The sequence below is a fragment of the Sporanaerobium hydrogeniformans genome (genome assembly GCF_002735925.1).
GTDB classification, from domain to species: Bacteria; Bacillota; Clostridia; order Lachnospirales; family Cellulosilyticaceae; genus Sporanaerobium; species Sporanaerobium hydrogeniformans.
In genome coordinates, this window is record NZ_PEDL01000015.1 from 68,712 (window position 1) to 88,624 (window position 19,913).

General features: G+C 33.6%; 18 protein-coding genes. All 18 read left to right on the plus strand.

All coding sequences use genetic code 11. The annotated features are described in order from the left end of the window. The first annotated feature begins 10 nt into the window (after window positions 1-10). The gene (locus CS063_RS12825; protein WP_099450106.1) at window positions 11-946 is read left to right on the plus strand and encodes an ABC transporter ATP-binding protein; all 936 of its coding nucleotides are present in this window, start codon (window positions 11-13) and stop codon (window positions 944-946) included. A 9-nt stretch (window positions 947-955) separates the two neighbouring features. Beyond that, the gene (locus CS063_RS12830; RefSeq protein ID WP_099450107.1) at window positions 956-1,807 is read left to right on the plus strand and encodes an ABC transporter permease; all 852 of its coding nucleotides are present in this window, start codon (window positions 956-958) and stop codon (window positions 1,805-1,807) included. Then, the gene (locus CS063_RS12835; protein ID WP_099450108.1) at window positions 1,797-2,891 is read left to right on the plus strand and encodes an ABC transporter permease; all 1,095 of its coding nucleotides are present in this window, start codon (window positions 1,797-1,799) and stop codon (window positions 2,889-2,891) included. The genes CS063_RS12830 and CS063_RS12835 overlap by 11 nt, the downstream gene beginning before the upstream one ends. An 82-nt stretch (window positions 2,892-2,973) precedes the next feature. Continuing rightward, window positions 2,974-4,587 (plus strand): DNA polymerase III subunit gamma/tau, encoded by a 1,614-nt coding sequence (dnaX, locus tag CS063_RS12840; RefSeq protein ID WP_099450109.1) that lies wholly within the window; start codon window positions 2,974-2,976, stop codon window positions 4,585-4,587. Window positions 4,588-4,598: 11 nt separating this feature from the next. Next, the gene (locus CS063_RS12845) at window positions 4,599-4,928 is read left to right on the plus strand and encodes a YbaB/EbfC family nucleoid-associated protein (protein ID WP_099450110.1); all 330 of its coding nucleotides are present in this window, start codon (window positions 4,599-4,601) and stop codon (window positions 4,926-4,928) included. Between the two features lie 23 nt (window positions 4,929-4,951). Further along, window positions 4,952-5,530, plus strand: coding sequence for a recombination mediator RecR (recR, locus tag CS063_RS12850; protein ID WP_099450130.1), 579 nt, complete (start codon window positions 4,952-4,954; stop codon window positions 5,528-5,530). Between the two features lie 142 nt (window positions 5,531-5,672). Beyond that, window positions 5,673-8,459: an EAL domain-containing protein gene (locus CS063_RS12855; protein WP_180270789.1), complete on the plus strand. Its 2,787-nt coding sequence runs from the start codon at window positions 5,673-5,675 to the stop codon at window positions 8,457-8,459. A gap of 169 nt (window positions 8,460-8,628) precedes the next feature. Next, the gene (locus CS063_RS12860) at window positions 8,629-9,078 is read left to right on the plus strand and encodes an Hsp20/alpha crystallin family protein (RefSeq protein WP_099450112.1); all 450 of its coding nucleotides are present in this window, start codon (window positions 8,629-8,631) and stop codon (window positions 9,076-9,078) included. 380 nt (window positions 9,079-9,458) lie between these two features. After that, window positions 9,459-9,914 carry a hypothetical protein gene (locus CS063_RS12865; RefSeq protein WP_099450113.1) on the plus strand — a complete coding sequence of 152 codons (456 nt, stop codon included), beginning with the start codon at window positions 9,459-9,461 and terminating at the stop codon, window positions 9,912-9,914. A gap of 123 nt (window positions 9,915-10,037) precedes the next feature. Beyond that, on the plus strand, window positions 10,038-11,561 hold the full coding sequence (locus CS063_RS12870) for a glycosyl hydrolase family 18 protein (protein ID WP_099450114.1): 1,524 nt from the start codon (window positions 10,038-10,040) through the stop codon (window positions 11,559-11,561). 133 nt (window positions 11,562-11,694) lie between these two features. Beyond that, window positions 11,695-14,499: a DUF6240 domain-containing protein gene (locus CS063_RS12875; RefSeq protein ID WP_099450115.1), complete on the plus strand. Its 2,805-nt coding sequence runs from the start codon at window positions 11,695-11,697 to the stop codon at window positions 14,497-14,499. Window positions 14,500-14,510: 11 nt separating this feature from the next. After that, on the plus strand, window positions 14,511-14,675 hold the full coding sequence (locus CS063_RS17680) for a hypothetical protein (protein ID WP_180270790.1): 165 nt from the start codon (window positions 14,511-14,513) through the stop codon (window positions 14,673-14,675). Continuing rightward, on the plus strand, window positions 14,650-15,087 hold the full coding sequence (locus CS063_RS12880; protein WP_180270791.1) for a flagellar protein FliS: 438 nt from the start codon (window positions 14,650-14,652) through the stop codon (window positions 15,085-15,087). Before CS063_RS17680 ends, CS063_RS12880 begins: the two co-directional genes overlap by 26 nt. A 24-nt stretch (window positions 15,088-15,111) precedes the next feature. Continuing rightward, window positions 15,112-16,629, plus strand: coding sequence for a flagellin N-terminal helical domain-containing protein (locus tag CS063_RS12885; protein ID WP_099450117.1), 1,518 nt, complete (start codon window positions 15,112-15,114; stop codon window positions 16,627-16,629). A 125-nt stretch (window positions 16,630-16,754) separates the two neighbouring features. Continuing rightward, window positions 16,755-16,976, plus strand: coding sequence for a DUF2508 family protein (locus CS063_RS12890; protein WP_099450118.1), 222 nt, complete (start codon window positions 16,755-16,757; stop codon window positions 16,974-16,976). An 85-nt stretch (window positions 16,977-17,061) separates the two neighbouring features. Further along, window positions 17,062-17,310 carry a pro-sigmaK processing inhibitor BofA family protein gene (locus CS063_RS12895; protein WP_308415505.1) on the plus strand — a complete coding sequence of 83 codons (249 nt, stop codon included), beginning with the start codon at window positions 17,062-17,064 and terminating at the stop codon, window positions 17,308-17,310. Between the two features lie 355 nt (window positions 17,311-17,665). Then, window positions 17,666-18,391: a hypothetical protein gene (locus CS063_RS12900; protein ID WP_099450119.1), complete on the plus strand. Its 726-nt coding sequence runs from the start codon at window positions 17,666-17,668 to the stop codon at window positions 18,389-18,391. Window positions 18,392-18,475: 84 nt separating this feature from the next. Further along, window positions 18,476-19,900 (plus strand): gluzincin family metallopeptidase, encoded by a 1,425-nt coding sequence (locus tag CS063_RS12905; protein ID WP_099450120.1) that lies wholly within the window; start codon window positions 18,476-18,478, stop codon window positions 19,898-19,900. Window positions 19,901-19,913 lie beyond the last annotated feature (13 nt).

The window sequence follows — 19,913 nt, forward strand, 5'->3', positions numbered from 1 at the left end:
GAGATAAAAGATGAAAATTGTACAGATACAAGGGCTTTATAAAAACTTTGGAGAAAAAGTAGCTCTTACTAATTTGAATTTAGAAGTTGAGGAAGGAGAAATTTATGGACTTTTAGGGCCTAATGGGGCGGGTAAGAGTACAACTCTTCATATTATATGTGGACTTTTAAGACAAGATAGAGGAAATGTTCGAGTTTTTGGCAAAGAGACATGTAAACAGATGAAGGCTATTAAAGCCCATTTAGGTTTAGTACCTCAGGAATTAGGACTTTTTGAAGAGCTAACAGCTTACGAAAATATAAGTTTTTTTGTTAGCCTTTATGGCATTAAAGGGAAAAAACTTGAGGAAAAAACGCTTAAGGCTCTTGAATTTGTTGGGCTTGAGGGAAAAAGAAGGGATAAGGTAAAGAGCTTTTCAGGTGGAATGAAGCGAAGATTAAACATAGCTTGTGCGATTGCACATGAGCCTAGATTAATTATCATGGATGAGCCTACTGTGGGAGTAGATCCCCAGTCTCGTAAGCATATTTTAGAGGCCATTAAGTTTTTAAATAAAGAAGGGGCAACGATTATTTACACCACTCATTATATGGAAGAAGCAGAAGCACTTTGTGATCGCATAGCTATTATGGATAAAGGGTTATGTATTGCTGAAGGTAGTCAAGAGAATTTGAAGAGTATTATTAATGATAAAAATAGTTTTTGTATCCAAGTAGCCTATATAGAGAAGGTAGAAGAGGCTATTTTAAAAAATATCAAAGGCGTAGAGAGTATTCAATTTAAAGAGGATAGTATTCACATTGTTTCAAAAAAAGAAATTAGCTGCCTTGACCCTATCTTAAGTTATCTTGCACAAAGAGAGTGTGTAATTATGGGCGTAAATACACAAGTAACCAACTTAGAAAATGTATTTTTAGAATTAACAGGGCGTAAATTAAGGGATTAGAGGTTAAATATGAAGACTTTTATTATTGTAAAAAATAGTTTGAAGAGAAAATTTGCTGTTAGTAACTACATCAGTTTTATGCTCTTTTTTCCTCTATTTCTTAGTTTGTTATTTATTTTAGTTTTTTCCAACATGACTACATTAAAAGAGGAGGACAACCTTAAAGAGCAGGCAACATATGAAAAATTAGGTCATTTTGAAAATCAGCTTTACACTGTATCTTACTTAGAGCCTAAAAATAAGTCAGAGTCCTTACCACAGCCAGCTATTCAAATAGCTAGTACTATGCTTGTTTTTGCTATTTTACTTCAAGCGACCTATGGTATGGAACAGATCCATTATTTAAATCAATGTGTGGGGAAAAGGGTATGTTTAGCACCTATTTCTAAAATGAGCATTTATATAGGTGAGTATTTAGCAAGTCTTTTGATAGCATTATTTGAAGGAATTGCTATAAGTATTTGCATGGAACTCTTTTTTAAAGTAGGTTTAAGTCGAAACAAAGGTGAATTATTCATCATTATCTTATGCTGTAGTATGATGGCTATTGCAGTAGGAATAGGTATAGGTTTAATGATTAGAGATGAACTAGTGGGCTCTAGCTTGATTACCTTTTTTATTTTATTGGGAGCCTTTACTTCTGGTGGTCTCACACCAGGTATTATTGATTTTAAATTAATAAAAAAATTTTCTTTTTATACAGGAATTACTGATAGCATTTTAGATATTTGTCAATGGGGTAAAGTACAACATATGGGAAGGCTTATAATGCTAACCTTAGGAATAGGATTATTTTTTATAAGTATAGGATATGTAGTTGCATGGAGGATAAAAAAATGGGGGGATAGACATGGAGACTAGCTTGATTATTGCAAAAGAACATCTTAAATTATTTTTTTATAGACCACTTGCTTTTCTATTTTTTTGTTTGCCCATTGTAGTAACTTTGATTTTTGCCATAGCTTTTAGAGAAACTATTTATGAGCCCCAATACAAGGTCAGTATAGTAGGAGAGAGACACATATCAGGGATTGATTTTCTGCTTCATCAACTGGATTTAGAGAAGGAAGCCTATTTTGATACAGAAGAAGTAGCGATAAAGCGGCTGATTAAAGGAGAGATAGATGGTATCTTATATATCGAAAGTAGTCAGTTTGTCGAGAATATTCTTAGTGGAGAAAAAGCAATAAGTTTAGTGATGAAAGCACCTAATCAAAAGACACAGGTACTTAAAGAAAGAGTAGACATAGCCTTAGAAAGAATTCAACAACTTGCTCGCAAAGGAGAAGACTTTAGCAAGCCTTTTGCACAGCTGCAGAGTGACCGGGTAAAGAAAAATGAAAAAAGTAAAGAGGTCATTTTGCAGAATTTTTCTCTTTTTGTTATGCTCTTTTTGTTTACTTGCAGTAAGAGTTTAGAAGTAATCTTAATAGAAAAAGAAACTTGGGCTTATGAAAAAATGATGACGACAAGTCTTACAAAAGGACAGTATGTAGTAGGACATTTAGCTGGGGCTTTTTTAATTTTGTTAGTGCAATTAGGAATACAAGGGCTTGTGATGAAGGGATTAGGATTTTCTTTTGCAATGAGTTATTTAGCCTTTATGGGAGTAGGGGTGATACTTATTTTGGTAGGAATAAGCATCAGTTTTTTGCTCTTAGTAAGTACGTCTAATAGAGAAAGCTATAGTTTATTTTGTAGTATTTGTATTACAACCTTATGTATGATTAGTGGCTGTATTTTCCCAGCAGAGCTACTTTCGGAGAAGTTAAATCAAATAGGGTACATTTCACCCATTCATTGGATAATGGTTATTTATAGAGGTGTATTAGAAGGAGCTGAACCTTTGGCGCTATTAGGAGGAGTAGGTATTGCTATAGGGATTTCTATTATACTTATTCTCATTGCTGTTATTATAGAAAATGAAAAGAAGAAGATTGCTTAACTTACGAAGTTTTGTGGTATAATAAAGGTTAAGTAAAAAGAATGAAATAAAAAAGAAGTGAATTTTAAGGAAGGAGAAGAGCATGAGTTATTTGGCATTATATAGAAAATATAGACCTCATACTTTTGATGATGTCATCGGACAAGAGCATATTGTAAGAACACTCAAAAACCAAATTCACTCAGGACGTGTGGCTCATGCTTATTTGTTTTGCGGAAGTAGAGGAACAGGTAAGACCTCTATTGCTAAAATTTTTGCTAGAGCTGTAAATTGTGAAACACCTATAAATGGTTCAGCATGTGGTAGTTGTGGAGCCTGTAGAAAGGTGCAAGACGGTTCAGGGATTAATATTATTGAGATGGATGCAGCTTCTCATAATGGTGTTGATAACATTAGGGAGATTAATGATGAGGTAAAATATACACCTGCTGTAGGTAAATATAAAGTATATATTATTGATGAGGTGCACATGCTTTCTACAGGAGCGTTTAATGCCCTCCTTAAAACATTAGAGGAGCCACCAGCTCATGTTATTTTCATATTAGCGACAACAGACCCTCAAAAAATTCCTGTTACTATTTTGTCAAGATGTCAACGTTTTGATTTTAAACGCATTTCTGCTAAAGAGATGGAGGAGCGTTTAGCTACTTATATGCAAAAAGAAGGAGTAGCTGTTGAAGAAAATGCACTGGCCTATATTGCAAGGCTTGCGGATGGTGGGATGCGTGATGCACTGAGTTTACTTGAACAAAGCATATCCTTTTATTATGAAGAGACGATTACCTTAGATAAAGTCCTTTATTTGGTGGGAGCAGTTGATAGCAGTATATTATTTGATATGATTTATGCTATAATAGCACAGGATGCCAGTAAGGTTTTAGCTCTTTGTGAAGCAATAAATAGTCAAGGTAGGAGTATTAAACAGTTTGCAAGTGACTTACTTGAACATAGTCGTAACCTTTTAGTTGCAAAGACTACAAACGGCATGCAAGGTGTGTTAGACTATAGCAGTGAATATATTGAAAGTTTGCAAGAGCAAGCTAAGACTATTAGTACCGATGAGCTAATGCGCTATATCAAAAATTTTGGGCAATTAGAGTATGAGTTAAGAAGTACCCTATCTCCACGTATCGTATTGGAAGTGACACTTTTAAAGCTTACTGAAGTACAGATGGACACCTCACCAGAAAGTATGCTCGCAAGGATGCACTTTCTTGAAGAAAAGCTACAACGTCTTGAACAAGAAGGACTTAAAGTAGCACCAATAGTGCAGCCACAAGTGGTAGTTTCTCCCCAAAAAGAAAGTGTTCCTAAGCGCTTACCAAAGGCTGTATCAGCTGATATTAGAGAACTCATTAAGAAGTGGCGAGCTATTAAAGAAAAGCTTCCTCGGGCAGCATGGGCTATTTATGAAAGCTGTGAAGCAGGGTTTATTGAAGATGACATTTTTTATGTAGTCTATAAAAAAGGAATGGAAGTAGGGGTGAATACCCATCTTGATATACTTAAAAAGACTATTAATGAAATAGCTGGTAAAGAAGTGCAGATACGAACTATTGCTGCAGAGGATTATGCCTCTAAATGCTTTGATGTATATGGCACAAGTCCACAGCAATCAGAAGCTGTAAGTGATATAGCCAGTATTTTGAGAAACGTGGAATCAAAGGTTAATTTCAACATACAAATAAAAAACTAGGAGGAATAAAGATGAAGAATTTTGGTGGAATGCCTAATATGCAACAACTTATGAAACAAGCACAAAAGATGCAAAAACAAATGGAGGAAACTCAAGCAGCACTTGAAGCAAAAGAGCTTACAGCAACAGCAGGTGGAGGGATGATTGAGGTAACTATTACTGGTAAAAAAGAAATTAAAGCGATTACAATTAAACCAGAAGTAGTAGACCCTGATGACATTGAAACACTTGAAGATCTTGTAATGGCTGCTGTTAATGAAGCAATTCGCCAAGCAGATGAGCTTTCACAAAAAGAAATGGGTAGAGTAACAGGTGGACTTGGAGCTGGAGGGTTATTCTAGTGAGTGGATATTATGGCGATAAGATGATAGCTCTTATTGAGGAGTTATCACGTCTTCCTGGAATAGGTTCAAAGTCAGCACAACGTTTAGCCTTTCATATTATTAGCCTACCTTTAGAAAAAGTGGAAAAACTAGCTAGTACACTTATAGAAGCTAAGCGTACTATTACTTACTGTGCTAAGTGTTGTACAATTACAGATGATGAATTTTGTCCTATTTGTAAGGATCCTAAAAGGGCTAACCGTCAGATTATGGTGGTAGAGGACCCGAGAGATATGGCTGCTTATGAAAAGACACGTGAATATAAAGGGCTTTATCATATTTTACATGGTGCTATTTCGCCAATGATGGGGGTCGGACCTAGTGATATAAAAATTAAAGAGCTTCTTGAGCGTATTGGGAAGGAAGAGGTAGATGAAGTAATTATTGCAACCAATCCCAATATAGAAGGTGAAGCAACAGCGATGTATATTAGTAAGCTTTTAAAGCCTTTAGGAATAAAAACAACACGTATTGCCCATGGTGTGCCTGTAGGTGGAGACTTAGAATACGTAGATGAAATTACTCTTTCAAGAGCACTCGAAGGAAGAAGAGAAATGTAATATAAAGTGAGAACAGCTAAAAGTTAGAAATGACTTTTTAGCTGTTTTTATTTTATATTTTGACAAAATTAAATAAATATATTTTGGTTAATTTTTAATGTATGATATAATAATTGGGATTAGAAGTAGGAGGAGAATGTATATGCAGATAAAGAAAAAAATACCCATTTTGTTAGTTATGTTTATTTGCATTCCCCTACTATTCTTAGCAGGAGGGATATATCATTATTCGTCAAAATTAATACTATATAATAGTAAGCAAGCTATTAAGCAATTAGCGCGGGTAGAAGCAAAAGCCTTTAGTACATTACTAGAGGAGAAAAGATATGAAGTGCAATTACTAGCTACAGATTCTCAGATTATAAGTGCCGCTATAAAAGCAGATGTCCTAGGAAAGGATATTTTTTATAATTCTAAAGATTATAAAGATGCAAAGCAAGTTGTTCAGAGGGCAATAGAGGTTTCGAAGGACCTATATGCTTCTAAGATTGTTAATAAAAATGGTGAAGTTATTATAAGTACGAAGCCGGATGTTTTAGGTATCAATGTTGGGGAAAGGCGTTATTTTAAACAGGCCTTAAAGGGTGAGGTTGTTTTTTCAGATGTTCTTGTTTCTGAAATAGATAATTCAAAGAGTATGGCTGTTGCAGCTCCCATAAAAAGTGGAACGGGTGAAATTTTAGGAGTTGCGTGTATAACAATTAGTAATAAAGTTTTTGGAGATTTTATAGAGAAGATTAAGATTGGTGAGAGTGGTTATGGTTATCTTGTAGATGGAGAAGGCTACCTAATTGCTCATCCTATAGCACAAAAGGAAGGTCAGCTAGTTGAAAATGAAAAAGTAAGAGGTCTTATAGAACAGATAAAGAATAACAAGGAAGTAACCAATGATATTATGGTGTATCACTATAATGGAAAAAATAAATATTTAGGTTTTGAAGTAATACCTGAACGTAATTGGATTCTTTGCATTGCTCAAAATACAGAGGAGATTTATTTTCAGGTGTATAGGCAACTCTTTATAATGTTAATTGTAGTGATTGTTTTAATTAGTATGATAGCCATAGCAAGCATGTCCCTTACAACAAGTATTTGTGAACCTATTGATCAACTTATACTAACCATGGAAGAAGTAGAGAAGGGGAACTTAAACTCTTTTTGTAATTATTCTTCAAAGAATGAATTTGGTAAGTTGGTGGATAGCTATAATGCCATGATTAAAGCTTTATCTCAAAGCCAAGAAGCTCTAAAAACCAGTGAAGAGCAATATAGGTTAACACTTGATGCGCTTGATGAAGCTATATGGGAATACTCAATTGAAGATAAGCGTTTTACAGCTTCTAAAAAATTTAGTGAAATAATGGGATGTACTATCCAGAGTATAGATGATAAGAACTTTATAGATAATATGTTGTTAGTAGATTATGCTAGAAGCTTTAAAAAAGCTTTTAATGACTGCCTAAAGGGGATAGAAGATCGATTAGAGCAAGAACTCCTTTTTAAAATTCCTCATACAGATGAAAAAAGATGGGTATTTTGTAGAGCTCGAGTTATAAGGAATGGTAATAAAATAGAGAAGTTTATTGGAGCTATTTCAGATATTACCCCACATAAAAATAATGAAGAGAAGGTTAGAAATCTTGTTTACTTTGATACGTTAACGGGCTTACTCAATAAACAAATTTTTATGGAAATATTAAAGGAATGGTTAAAGCCAGGAAGCGATACAAATAGTGCAGCTTTAATATTTATAGATTTAGATAATTTTAAAAACATCAATGACACTCTCGGTCATGAGAAGGGAGACAAACTTTTAACCTTAGTAGCTCAACAATTAAAACAATTTTTACCGTCGGATACCTTAATTTGTCGCTTTGGTGGTGATGAATTTGTTATATTTAAAACTAATTTTAAAAATCTAGAAGAGATAACAGAATTAGCACGTGATTTATTACGTGTTATTTCAGAAGGTAGTTTAATGGATGAAATGCTAGTACATATTAGCTGCAGTATGGGAATAGCTCTTTATCCAACAGATGGTTCTTCTTATGAAGTATTACTTAAAAATGCAGATACAGCTATGCATCGCGCTAAGGCCACAGGTAAGAACAAATATAATTTCTATGATGAGAATATGTCTAAAATATTAGATCGTAAGCTTATTATTGAACGTATATTAAGAGAAGCTATTGATGCAAGGTATTTGTACCTGCAATATCAACCTATTATCGATTTAAAGACAGGAAGTATTGTAGCAGCAGAAGCTCTTTTAAGAGTAAAAGCTGAAAATATAGGTTTTGTTTCGCCGGATGAGTTTATACCTATAGCTGAAGAAACTGGTTTGATTATTCCAATTGGCGAATGGGTGTTTGAAAGGTCTATAGAAGAATTAGAAAAAATGAGAAAATTAGGTTATGAGGAAATGGAGATATCCATTAATGTTTCTTCTATTCAACTTAAACAGCCAGATTTCTTAGGACGTATTAAGGAGATTATAAATAGACATCAAGTTCCTACACATCGCATTAAATTAGAAATTACAGAGAGTGTTTTGATTGAAAATTTAGATGAAAATATTAATGTTTTTAAGAAAATTAAAGATATGGGAATGAAAATTGCTTTAGATGATTTTGGAACAGGTTATTCTTCCCTTAATTATTTGAGAATAATTCCGTTTGATATACTTAAAATTGATAAATCATTTATTGATGAAATTGTACAAAGTCAACCACTAGCAGAAATTGTAGATAGTATTATTAGTATGGCGCATTCTTTAAATATACAAGTAGTAACAGAAGGGGTAGAGACAAAAGAGCAGCTAGCTATTATTGAGGAAAAAGGCTGTGACATGGTACAAGGCTATATATTTAGTAAGCCGCTTTTACCTATTGATTTACGTGAGTTTATACAGCATTTTAATAAAAAATGAAAGGAGTAGCCTAAAGGAGTTTGATAAGGTTACTCTTTTTTGAATTAAACAAAAAATATTAAAAAGTACTTGACAAATTTTAAAGAAAGCACTATATTATAAGTGTAATAAATGTTAGCACTCAACTTAAGTGAGTGCTAACAAAAAAGAGCTTAAAGGAGGAATTGATATGTTTGGATTAACACCTTTTAATCGTAACACAGTTCAGAGGACTACTAATGATGTGACTGATTTTTACAATGCTATCGATGACTTTTTTAATGACAGCTTTTTTCCGCTTAGAAATCTGAGAAATGATACTTTTAAGGTAGATATTAGAGAAACAGACAAAGAATACCTTATTGAAGCAGAAGTTCCTGGTATAAAAAAAGAAGAGATCCAGCTTGATTATGATAAGGAACGTCTTATTATTTATGTACAACGTAAACAAGAGGTAAACGAAGATAAAGATAATTATATCCATAGAGAAAGACGTATTACTTCTATGCAAAGAAGTATTTACCTTAAAAATATAGATGAAAAGGCCATTGAGGCTAAATTAGAGGAAGGTATTTTACGTATTAGTGCCCCTAAACAAACTATTACAGAGATACCTAAGCACCGTATAATGATTGAGTAAAGCAAAGGGCTATGTAGCTTTTGTAAGTTTTTACTTACAAAAGCTACATAGCCCTTATTTTATGAGTAGAATAGGCATAAAATAAGGAAACTTAAGTCATCAAGAGCATCAATCAGACAAATCTCATCAATAGAGGTAAAGTTTTAGTTAAAAAACTTAAGAAACCTCTAAGGAATTTCACATCCAAATTTAATCATCTAAGTAAAGTAAGGACTAAAAGTATAAGAGACTAGAAAAAAAAAGGCAAAATAAGATATGCTAATAAAGAGAAAATGTATTTGAGGTAAAAAATGATTTATAAGGATTTCATTCAATAAACATTTAAGAAAAAGGTATATAAGGTAATAATACTAAAAGCGATATACTATAGGAGGTTAATGATGAAAATAGAGTGTACAAAAGAAGAATTTCAAAAGCTTTTTGACCTAGTTTATGCAGGTAATATTCTCATTAATGGGCTAAGAAGCCAAGAAGAAAAGATAAAAGATTATGCAGAGATGGAACAAACTATTTTTGCAATGGCGAAAGAGTTTGGGTTAGAGGAAGTCGTTGAATATGATGAAGAATTTAAAGAATGGATGCCAACTCATGACTATGAAGAAAGTGGCATTAATGATTATTTAGATGCCTATGATACCCAAGTTTTTTGGGAAGAACTTGTGATGCGCCTAGCAAGAAGAGATGCTCTTAATTATTTAGGGGATATTGAACCAGATATGACTAAAGAGCAACTTCGTAATATGCAAGATAGGCTTGAAGAGGAATACGAAGAGGAATTTGAATATCATGGCTTAGATCACTTGAAACTTGTAGAGCCTCCCATTGAAAAACGTTAGACTAGGATAGAAGAGTAGAAATAAATAGATTATATTTGTAATGTTAAATTAATTTGTATAGGAAAACGAGTAGGGTTATAATTAAAGAGATAGATTGAAATATAATAAAATGGGGAGTGAAAAATGAATAAGGCAAAAATAAAATATATAACTTTAACATTAGGTTGCATGTTGTTGATGGCAAATAATATAAAAGCTATTACAATCAATCAAAATGTGTTAAATGCGTGGATGAGTGAAGAGCCTTTAGAGAGTAAGATGAGCTATCTAGAGGCAAAGAATATAATAGAAGCGACCCTAGGGAAAACCATTAATGAAGAGCAGCTTTTAAATGAATCCTATACGGAACTAACCAGAGAAGCTTTTGCACGCCTTATTGTGAATGCCTTGCGCTATGAAGATTTAGCAAACAAGTTACAAGCTAAGGTAAGTTCATTTAGTGATGTTATTCACTACAAAGGGGAGATTGAATTAGTTAAACAGTTAGGGATTATGGCCGGTTATGAGGACAATACTTTTCGTCCTGAAGTGGCGATGACAAAAAAAGAAGTAGGGAGCATTATAGAGAGGCTACATAAAAGATTAGAAGCGCCTACAAAAGAGATTCATAGCAATTATGCCATTCAGTCTAGTAGCCAGATGGAACTTATTAAAAACTGCACACAAGTTAGCTTTGGTTGGGGAGAGATACGCTATGATGCTGCTTTAGGAAGTATTGTGGTAGCTACAAGTAATAATCCTAGTGGTTTTAACAAGCCTATAGGTTTTGAAGAACCTCTTTACTTTACTCAAGCTAATGGTGTAGAAAGTTACATAATGTTTTATCTTGAAGATAAAGTGATTTCTCAAGGAAGCTTAAAAGGGAAAACATTAAGTACAGTTCTTTTTGAAGATTCGGTACTGCGCAAGAATATTATAGACAGTATGGTAAGAGAAGCAGAAGCTTTTGATGGTATAACCGTTGATTTTGAAAATTTTAGAAGTGCGGATTTAAAAAAGGGATTTAATCTATTTTTATTAGAATTAAAGGGGGCTCTTACTGCAAAGCAAAAGAAAATGAATGTCGCTGTTCCACCTAATCTCTACTATAAAGGTTATGATTATAAAACCATAGGAGAATTGGCGGATCATATCATCTTGATGGCCCATGATTATGAAGCTAAGAGTTTGACACAAGAAGAGATGCTTTCTGGATTTACCATTACACCTGTAACACCCTTGAGTAGTGTATACGAGACACTTAAAGCGATTACGGATAAACAGACAGGTGTAGAAGATAAAAGTAAGATTATATTACAGCTTTCTTTTGGAAGCAGCCAGTGGCAGCTTCAGGATGCTATGATTTTAAATCAAAAAGCCTATAATCCAACCTATGATAAAATTTTTAATAGACTTCAAAAGCAAGGTACTCAAAGCTTTTACTCTGAACTCTATCATAATCCATATGCGACTTATGTAGAGGGAGCAGTTAAAAATGTGATTTGGTATGAAAACAGCCAAAGTGTACAGGCAAAAATAGATTTGGCTAAGCTATTGGATGTGCAAAGTATTTCACTCTGGCGTTTAGGAACTATTCCTCATTATAGCGCATCTACCTCTAAAGATTTTGGTTTAGATATAGTGGGTAGTTTACAACTCAATAAGTAAATGAAAAAAGCATATTTAAAAATAAGAAGGCACTACATAGAAAAAGGGTAGGCCTTCTTATTTTTTATGATACATAAAGATTTTAAAAGTAACTGCCGATAGATATAACAGGAAAATGAGACGAGGTGGAAAAATGATTGAAGGGGTAAAAGCAGGAGGCTATGAAGCCTATCAAGTGATAAAAAACAATACGGAAACTGTTACAGCAAAAACAAATCCAGTGAATCAAATAGATATACAGCACTTGTTAAGTACCTTGAAAGACTATGCTTATTCAGAAAAAAGCCTTGAAGGTGTAGAGGAAAAGCTTGTTGAAGGTTTGAAAAATAAATTTACTATTAGCAATGAAGATATTTATAAATTACAACAAAATGGATATGACCTCAATTTACTTTATATGGCTGAAAATAATACATCGGTTTTTAAGAGTATCCATGAAGGACAAGGAGAGGAAGAGAATAAAAAGCAAGAACAGGCGGCTAGAAAGGTAAGTGAAAAGGTAGATACGGTGAAGGCAGCTGGAGCTAATATGTACCTTTATGCCTTACAATCCCATCAAAGCATTACTTTAAATAGTCTTTATGAGGCAAATTATAAAGGAAATTTTAAGAAAGTAAATGCAACACCTTCTAGACAGGATGTTTCTAAAGTACTTCAAATGAATGGGATTAAAAATATAGAAGCTAATAGATGGAGTGCTAGCATGCTTATGGAATATGGCATGGAAGTAAATAAACAAGATATCTTACAGCTTCAAAATATGCATGCAGCTGTAGAGGCTTTAGATAAACAAGAAGAAGAGCAGAAGGCAAAAGAAGATGTGGCAACTGGTAAAGAAGCAGGGAACAGACCTCTTATGCAAGACAATAAGGTAATGTATAGTCCTCAAAACATGAAAGATATTAAAGAGGATTTAGCTCAGGTAGATGAGGAGATAATTGGTGAGCTAGTTGATTCAGGTAAGGAAGTGACTATCGATCATATTAGAGCGACTTTATTTAAAAATACAGAATTAGCTCTAAAAAAGCATGAAGCACCTACAATCAATGAGCAAACTCAGCTAGATGAGGAAGTTTCTTATTCACCAGGTAGGCAAGCAGCTATCGAAAAAATCAAGGAGCAAATCAACACCATTCGCATGAAGCTTACCACAGAAGCAGCCCAAAGATTAAGTGAAAAAATGCCACTTGAAAGTAGTCAATTAGCGGATGTAGCCCTTGAGCTAACAGCGATAGAAGATCAAATGATTACTGAAGCTTTAAGACAGGCACAAATAGAACCAACTGATGGAAATAGAGTGATTATGAGTCAAATGATGACTGCTAAGGAGCAAATGCTAGAAAACCCTGAGGAAGTAGTCCATTTTCAAGTTGCTACTGATGAACAGGCAGAAATAAGAGAGGTTAAGGCTGCTCTGGATAAGTATTTAGAAAATGAGACACCAGTAGAGAAAAGGTTTGGAGAAAATATTCAAAGAGTAGAACCACAAATCGAAGCACTTCTTACTACGCTTGGTATAGAAGTTACGAAGGTAAATAAACAAGCAGCTAAGGCACTTATTGCCAATGGTTTAGAAGTAACCATGGAGAATATAAATAGGGTACAAGGCACTATTTTAAAGGTAAATACCTTTATGGAAGAGATGACACCTTATAAGGCAGCTACTTTTATTAAGGAGGGATTAAATCCTTATCATATGACAGTAGACTCTATTTTGGAGGGGATTTCTCATTCACAAGTAGAAGTCCTAAAAGGAAGTATTGCAGAAGCTATTGTAGCTTTAGAAGAAAAAGGGCAAATTAATAAAGAGCAAAAAGAAACGATGTTAGGCTTTTATCGTATTTTACAAGGTGTAAATAAAAATAGAGAAGAAATAGTAGGCTATTTATTTAAAAATGATTTACCTCTTACTATTGAAAAACTACAAGAAGCTGTTCACTATATTGGAAAAAAATCCGTAATTGAAGTAACTGTTGATGAGACATTTGGAGAGTTAGAAAAAGTTCAAAAGGTAAGGGAAACAGCTAAAGAACAAATAGAAGGAAGTAGAGAGGTTATTGCAAAGTCCATTGACATTGTTAAGACACTGGAAAGTATGGAACTTCCTATTACAGAAGATAGCACAGAAAAGCTGAAACGAATAAGTGCCCTTCTCTATCCAATTATTAAAGAGCAGTTTAAAAAAGAAATGGGTAAATTTGATGGTCTTTCTACTTTGCCAGATAGCTTTATGGAGAAACTAGAGGTAGTTAAGAAGGTAAAACCAGAGATCATTGAAAAGATGATGGAAAAAGATATTCCCCTTACAGTATCGAATATTTATTGGACAGAGAAGCTAATGAAAGAACCAGGTCTATATGAAGAACTTCTCAAAGAAGGTAAAATTACTAAAGAAGAGTTTCCGGAATCTTTTGATGAATTAGAAGGTAATCTGCAACAGCAAAAGGAGGAGGCAATTCATCAGAAAGAAGGTGCCTTTCAAAATGGAGATATGACGGGTTATAAAAATTACAAACAAATTGAAGAGATGACAGAGCTTAGTCGTTTGTTTTCGGATAAAGAAGGCCTTTATCATATACCTTTTTACATAAATGGTGAACAAAAAATGGTAACCATGTATTTTAATAAAAAAGAGCAAACCAATAGGGAAAGTGATACAACGACTAAGGCTGTTATGACTTACGAGACTAAAAATTTAGGTGTCATTACAACCTATATTGAATTTAAAGAAGATACTGTAAGTTATCGTATGAAAGGTGAGAACGAACAGATTACTTCTAGACTTCAAAATCATGCCTATTTCCTAGAGAAGCTTCTAGGAGAAGTGGGGTATAAGGTAGGGCGAACAGATTATAAGAGTGAAGAAGTAAATGAAGAATCTAATCTTGTAAAACAGATTATAAAAACAGGAAATACCCTTTTTGAAGAAATAGTATAGGGGGAAGAGTGATGAAAACATTAGATGAAGTATGGCAAAATAGCATTAAAGAAGAGAAAGCATTAAACAAATCAAAAAAACAAGACGATATACTTCATATAGCTAAACAATTTGTTTGTTATTTTGAGGAAGTGGATAGGGGGGAAGCAAGTGGTAACAGTGTCAAGAGTAGCTAATGCAACAAGAGGAGAACTACTGTGTATTACCTACGAAATCCTTTTAGAAAATATTAAATTGGCAATAGAGCAACAAGAAACACGAGAAATATATTTGAAAAAGGCAATAGAAACATTACATGTGTTAGCCGAAGGGCTTAACTTAGAATATGCGTTAGCGGGGGAAATTTTAAGACTTTATATTTATGTACAGGGCTTATTGCTTACTTATAAAGTAACAGATAAAGAACTAGAGGAAGCTTATTTCATTATACGTAGTTTGCTCGAAGGCTATCAGGAAGTATGTAAGCATCAAACAGAAACACAAGTAAGTATGCAAAATACAGAAACAGTTTATGCAGGCATAACTTATGGTAGGACAGAATTAGATGAAATCGTCTTAACAGATAGTAATCGTGGTTTTAAGGCTTAATTTTTAAAGGAGGAAGAAAAGATTATGAAAATTAATTATAATATCCCTGCTCTAAGGACACTCAACTCTTTAAATAAAGCAAATGATTCAGCGAGTAAAGTGATGGAGAGGTTGTCCTCAGGACTTCGGATTAACTCAGCGGGTGATGATGCAGCTGGTATGGCTATTAGTCAAAAAATGAATGCCCAAGTAAAGGGGCTTCAACAGGCTAATCGCAACGTAATGGATGGTATTTCTATGATTCAAACAGCTGAGGGAGCTTGTAATGAAGTACACGCTATGCTTCAAAGGGCGCGTGAACTGACCTTACAAGCAGCTAATGGAACCAATGATGATAAAGATAGGCAAACCATATCGGATGAAGTAAATTCACTTTTAGAAGAAATTGCAGCCATTCAACAGCGTACTGAATTTAATAAGAAGAGCTTATTAAATGGAAGTCAAGATAAGATCACTCTTCAAGTAGGTGCTAATGAGAAACAATGCTTATCTATTGGTGGAGATGGTATGAGTCTTAGCAATGTTCTTGTGAATATTTCAGGGGTTACATCTAATAAGCTTCCAGGTGCGAAAGAGTACACAACCACAGATGTAACAGGAGAAGTTACGACTAAATATGAAGTGAATAAAGAGAATGCAAGTGGTGAATTTGAAGATATTACAACAATAACAGATACATCCACCACACCAGAGAAAGTGATGACAACGACAGTTAATCGTACATTAGGTACAATTACCTATACAGAAGAACAACCTACTGGAACATTAAGTAAAAAAACAGTAACTTCTTATAATGGGACAGATGATAAATGGGAAATGCAAGAGATAGATCCGACAGATGGGACAACTCCAATAGGAGCACCAATAGATGCAGACATAGAGGAGCTACCTAAAGCACCCGTTATCCAACAATTAGGAGAAACAGGTCTTACAAATAATATGATTGTTGTAGATGGCAAAGAAATAGATCCTTCTAAACTTCCTATCACTTTATCAGAAGGGAGTGTAGTAAGTATCAAGCTAGACCCAGGCTGCACAATTAAACTTCAAGCTGAAGAAGATGGTACACCACGTAGTGTGACGCTAGAAAAAGGTGAAAAGCTTGTTTATAAAGCAGGTAAAGGACCTATCACTTTAACAGCTAATGGGATTATTATGAAACCTAATTCAGATGGAAAACAAGATGCAGTAATGCTTATTCCTGGTACAAATGAAGGAAGTAAATATAATGAAAACCTGATTCTATTTGGAAATCAAAAAGAATCTGATGCAACGATTGTAAGATTAGATGTAGCTATTGAAGCAAACTCCAAAATAAGAAGTACCCTTGGTGCCTATCAAAACCGCTTAGAACATACAACAAGTAATTTAAGTGTGAGTGAAGAAAACATGACAGCGGCTCTTTCACGTATTCAAGATGCAGACATGGCACAAGAAATGACAGAGTATACCAAGTATAATATTATTTCACAAGCGGGTATTTCTATGTTGGCACAAGCTAATCAGCGTCCTCAACAAATTTTATCTTTATTACAGCAGTAGGTCTATAAAAAATCATTATAGGGTATAGAAAAAGTGTTACAAGTTCAATCTTGTAGCACTTTTTTTAAAAGAGTGTATAAAGAAATAAAGGTTTAGGGCATACTCCTATAAAAGGAGGCTTTAGGATGAAAGGACAAGAATTATCAAAACAAGAACATGAGAAACAAGCTCTTATATATGAAATTTGTAAACTTCAAGAAGAAATGGCTGTTACTTTAAATCAATTTTCAGATGTAACTGAACCCGAACTTGTAGACTACTATACTTACTATTATAAAGCAAATGAAATCAGGCATAGCTACTTACTTAAGAAATTAAAGAAAATATATTACCGTCATAAAGAATAAATAGGTTATGAACAGCCTCTTCGCTGCATACTAATAGATTAAGTACAAGCCTTACGAAATCAATGAGTACGAGGAGGGAGATAGGATGGATGGAATACATCCTTTTATTGCATTGTGTATGGGAATTTGTCTTATTGTGCTTTGCTTCATTTTATTTGAAGAAAAGTGTATTAAGGTAGTTGCGCAAGCTATTGTTGGTTGCTTAGTTATTTATTGCATTAATCAGATTGTTCCTCAATATGCCATAGGAATTAATGCTGTTAGTATAGCATGTGGAGGGTTATTAGGTGTTCCAGGTGTTACCTTGCTTTACATTTTAAATAGTCTAGTGTGATAAATAGAATTGGGGATAACATTGTTAATAAAGGGTGTGGACTATGCTGTGGATTTGTGGATAAAATTTTTATAAAGGTAGATAAAGCTATGTAAATAAAGACTTAAACGTATTGACAGTTATGAACAAATATGCTATTATAAATGTGGATATAGGTGTGGATAAAATCTAACTTATATTTTAAATTGTGTTATAAAATAACATATCAATCCCTTTATGCTCTATATTATATAGAGCTTTTTTTATGCAGTGATGTTCTCAAGTATAATTTCCATATATAGGTATAAAGTCTTATTCTTTTGTATAGAATATAAGTGCAAACAGTAGATGGATGATTCTATAGATGGAGGAGAGAATGAACATATTAGATTGCCTTGCTAATTACACAGCAACTATAAAAAAGACACCTTATGTATATACTCTGCAAAAAATGGGGATAGACATCTTTAGTCAGTTTATCCTGACTAATAATCTAAATGATGACAGCTCCTTGTTGAATAGAGCTCTTATTGATAAATTTTTACTTTATTGGGTGCCACGGAACAAGAGATATTTAACTGAGACACAAGCCTATCAGTTAGTATTTACAATTAATGATATTTATAATTATTTTAAGGAGTACAAACAAGAAGTAGAGCAGGATAATCCAGAAAGTGATACAAATACAAGTGCAAATGAGCCAGCCATACTGAATCTTTATGGTGAGGAATATATTCGTCTTTATAAAGTGAGGAATAACTTACTTAAATCTACGAAAGATCCTATTATCTCTATCCAGCCCTTAGTAATTGATTTAAGCAATTATCGGTATAAAAAGAAAAAAGATTCTTTAGCTGACTTAGCTACAACTTATGAGCAAGCTATCTTTGAAGTACAAGAGTGTAAAGAGGGCGGGCAAATCATATTGACTAAGAGGGGACAGGCTAAACAGTATAAGCTTCTCCTTGAATATCCAACCTACAAATATTTTAAACAAGGTGACTTTATACAAGGTATTATTAAAAGAAAGTTATTTTATGTTTATTGGGAAATCGAAGAAATCAAATCCTATTATCCTCATCAAGCTCAAGCATATTTTTAAGATATGCTTTCTTTTATGCACAGATTTAGGTATAATGTTTCTATAAATATTCTGTCAAGTATAATGAGCCTAGGAGTTGTTAATGTGAAAAAAGTACAGCAGATAATATGGGTAATTATGAGTATCATTATTTTGATAGTAGCTATAAGAGGAGTTAGTATAAAAAAGCAAGTGACTCCTATAGAGATAGAGACGGATACAAAGATAGAAGCCGTTGTGGAAAATGTGAAGTTACCACGTACGTATAATACTTATGAAGCACAAATTAAGTTTAGTCAAAATTTAAGAAGCTTTGAGGGCTCGGAAATTATTAAATATGTTCATGAGTTTCAAACACCCACTACGACACTTGTATTACAGATACCGAGTAATGCAGCAATCTCCAAGGAAGAACGTGATAAATTAGGCTATAGTAGTATAGATGAAGTAAATATTGTAACGGCTATGGTAGAAGGTAAAGAAGTAAAATTTACTCAAAGAGGAACAAATGTAACCCTTTACTTAGAAGATGCGCTTAACTATAAGAGTGAAGTAGAGATTGTTCTGACTTTGCAAGGCACAATTTATAGAGTAGCAAAAGACCCTATAGAACAATCAGATGTTATTTTAAGTAAAAGCTTTTTGCCACAACTTGTACCTTTTGAAGAACAAAGAGGATGGATAAGCTTACCAGTTAGTGGACAGGAGCAATTTGCCTATGCAGAGCCAGCAGATTATACTGTGACGGTTACATCAAGTAAGTCAGTGTTTGCAACAGGAAGTCTGATAGCAACACAGACTAAAGATAATGGGCAAAGCTATACGTATATGGCTAAAAAAGTAAGGGATTTTGGTATTTGTATGACTGACCCATTAGCTATGCAAGAGTTTTTTTTGCCAGGAGATAAAAGGCTAATTATTTATTCATATACAACAGTTTCTTTAGAAAATTTAGCATCAAAAGTAGGAAATATCTTTGGATACTATAATGATATCTTAGGAACATATCCTTACGAAGAATTTACAATTGTAGATATCCCAGAACTTAAAACTATATTTTCTTATCCCACATTTATGATTTGTGATTTAAGTAAGTTCCAAACAAGTTATGATGAAAGCTACATACAGATAGGTAAGCAGTGGATTCCGTATATTTTATGTAATAATCCAAAAAGTAATGGATGGATTAATAAAGGGTTAGAAAAATATTTAGCTTATAGAGCTAGTACAAGTATAGTGGGGATTAAGCGTAGTGTAAGCTACGATATAAAAAGACTTGAAGAGAGTACAGGTAAAAGCTATGAGGATGAACAAAATTTAGATGAGGTATTAAGGCCAATGCAAATGTTAGCTGATGTAGAGGAAACCATTGGTACAGAGGATTGGTATACCCTTCTAAGACAGTACTATAAGAACTCAGCTTTCACAACCTCTACTAACAATGGATTGATGGAGGAAATTATTAAAAATTATAAAAGTGAACCACGTTTTTTTAGTGGACAAGTGGAAGATTATATAGTTCAAGAATAAGGTAAGAAAGGAA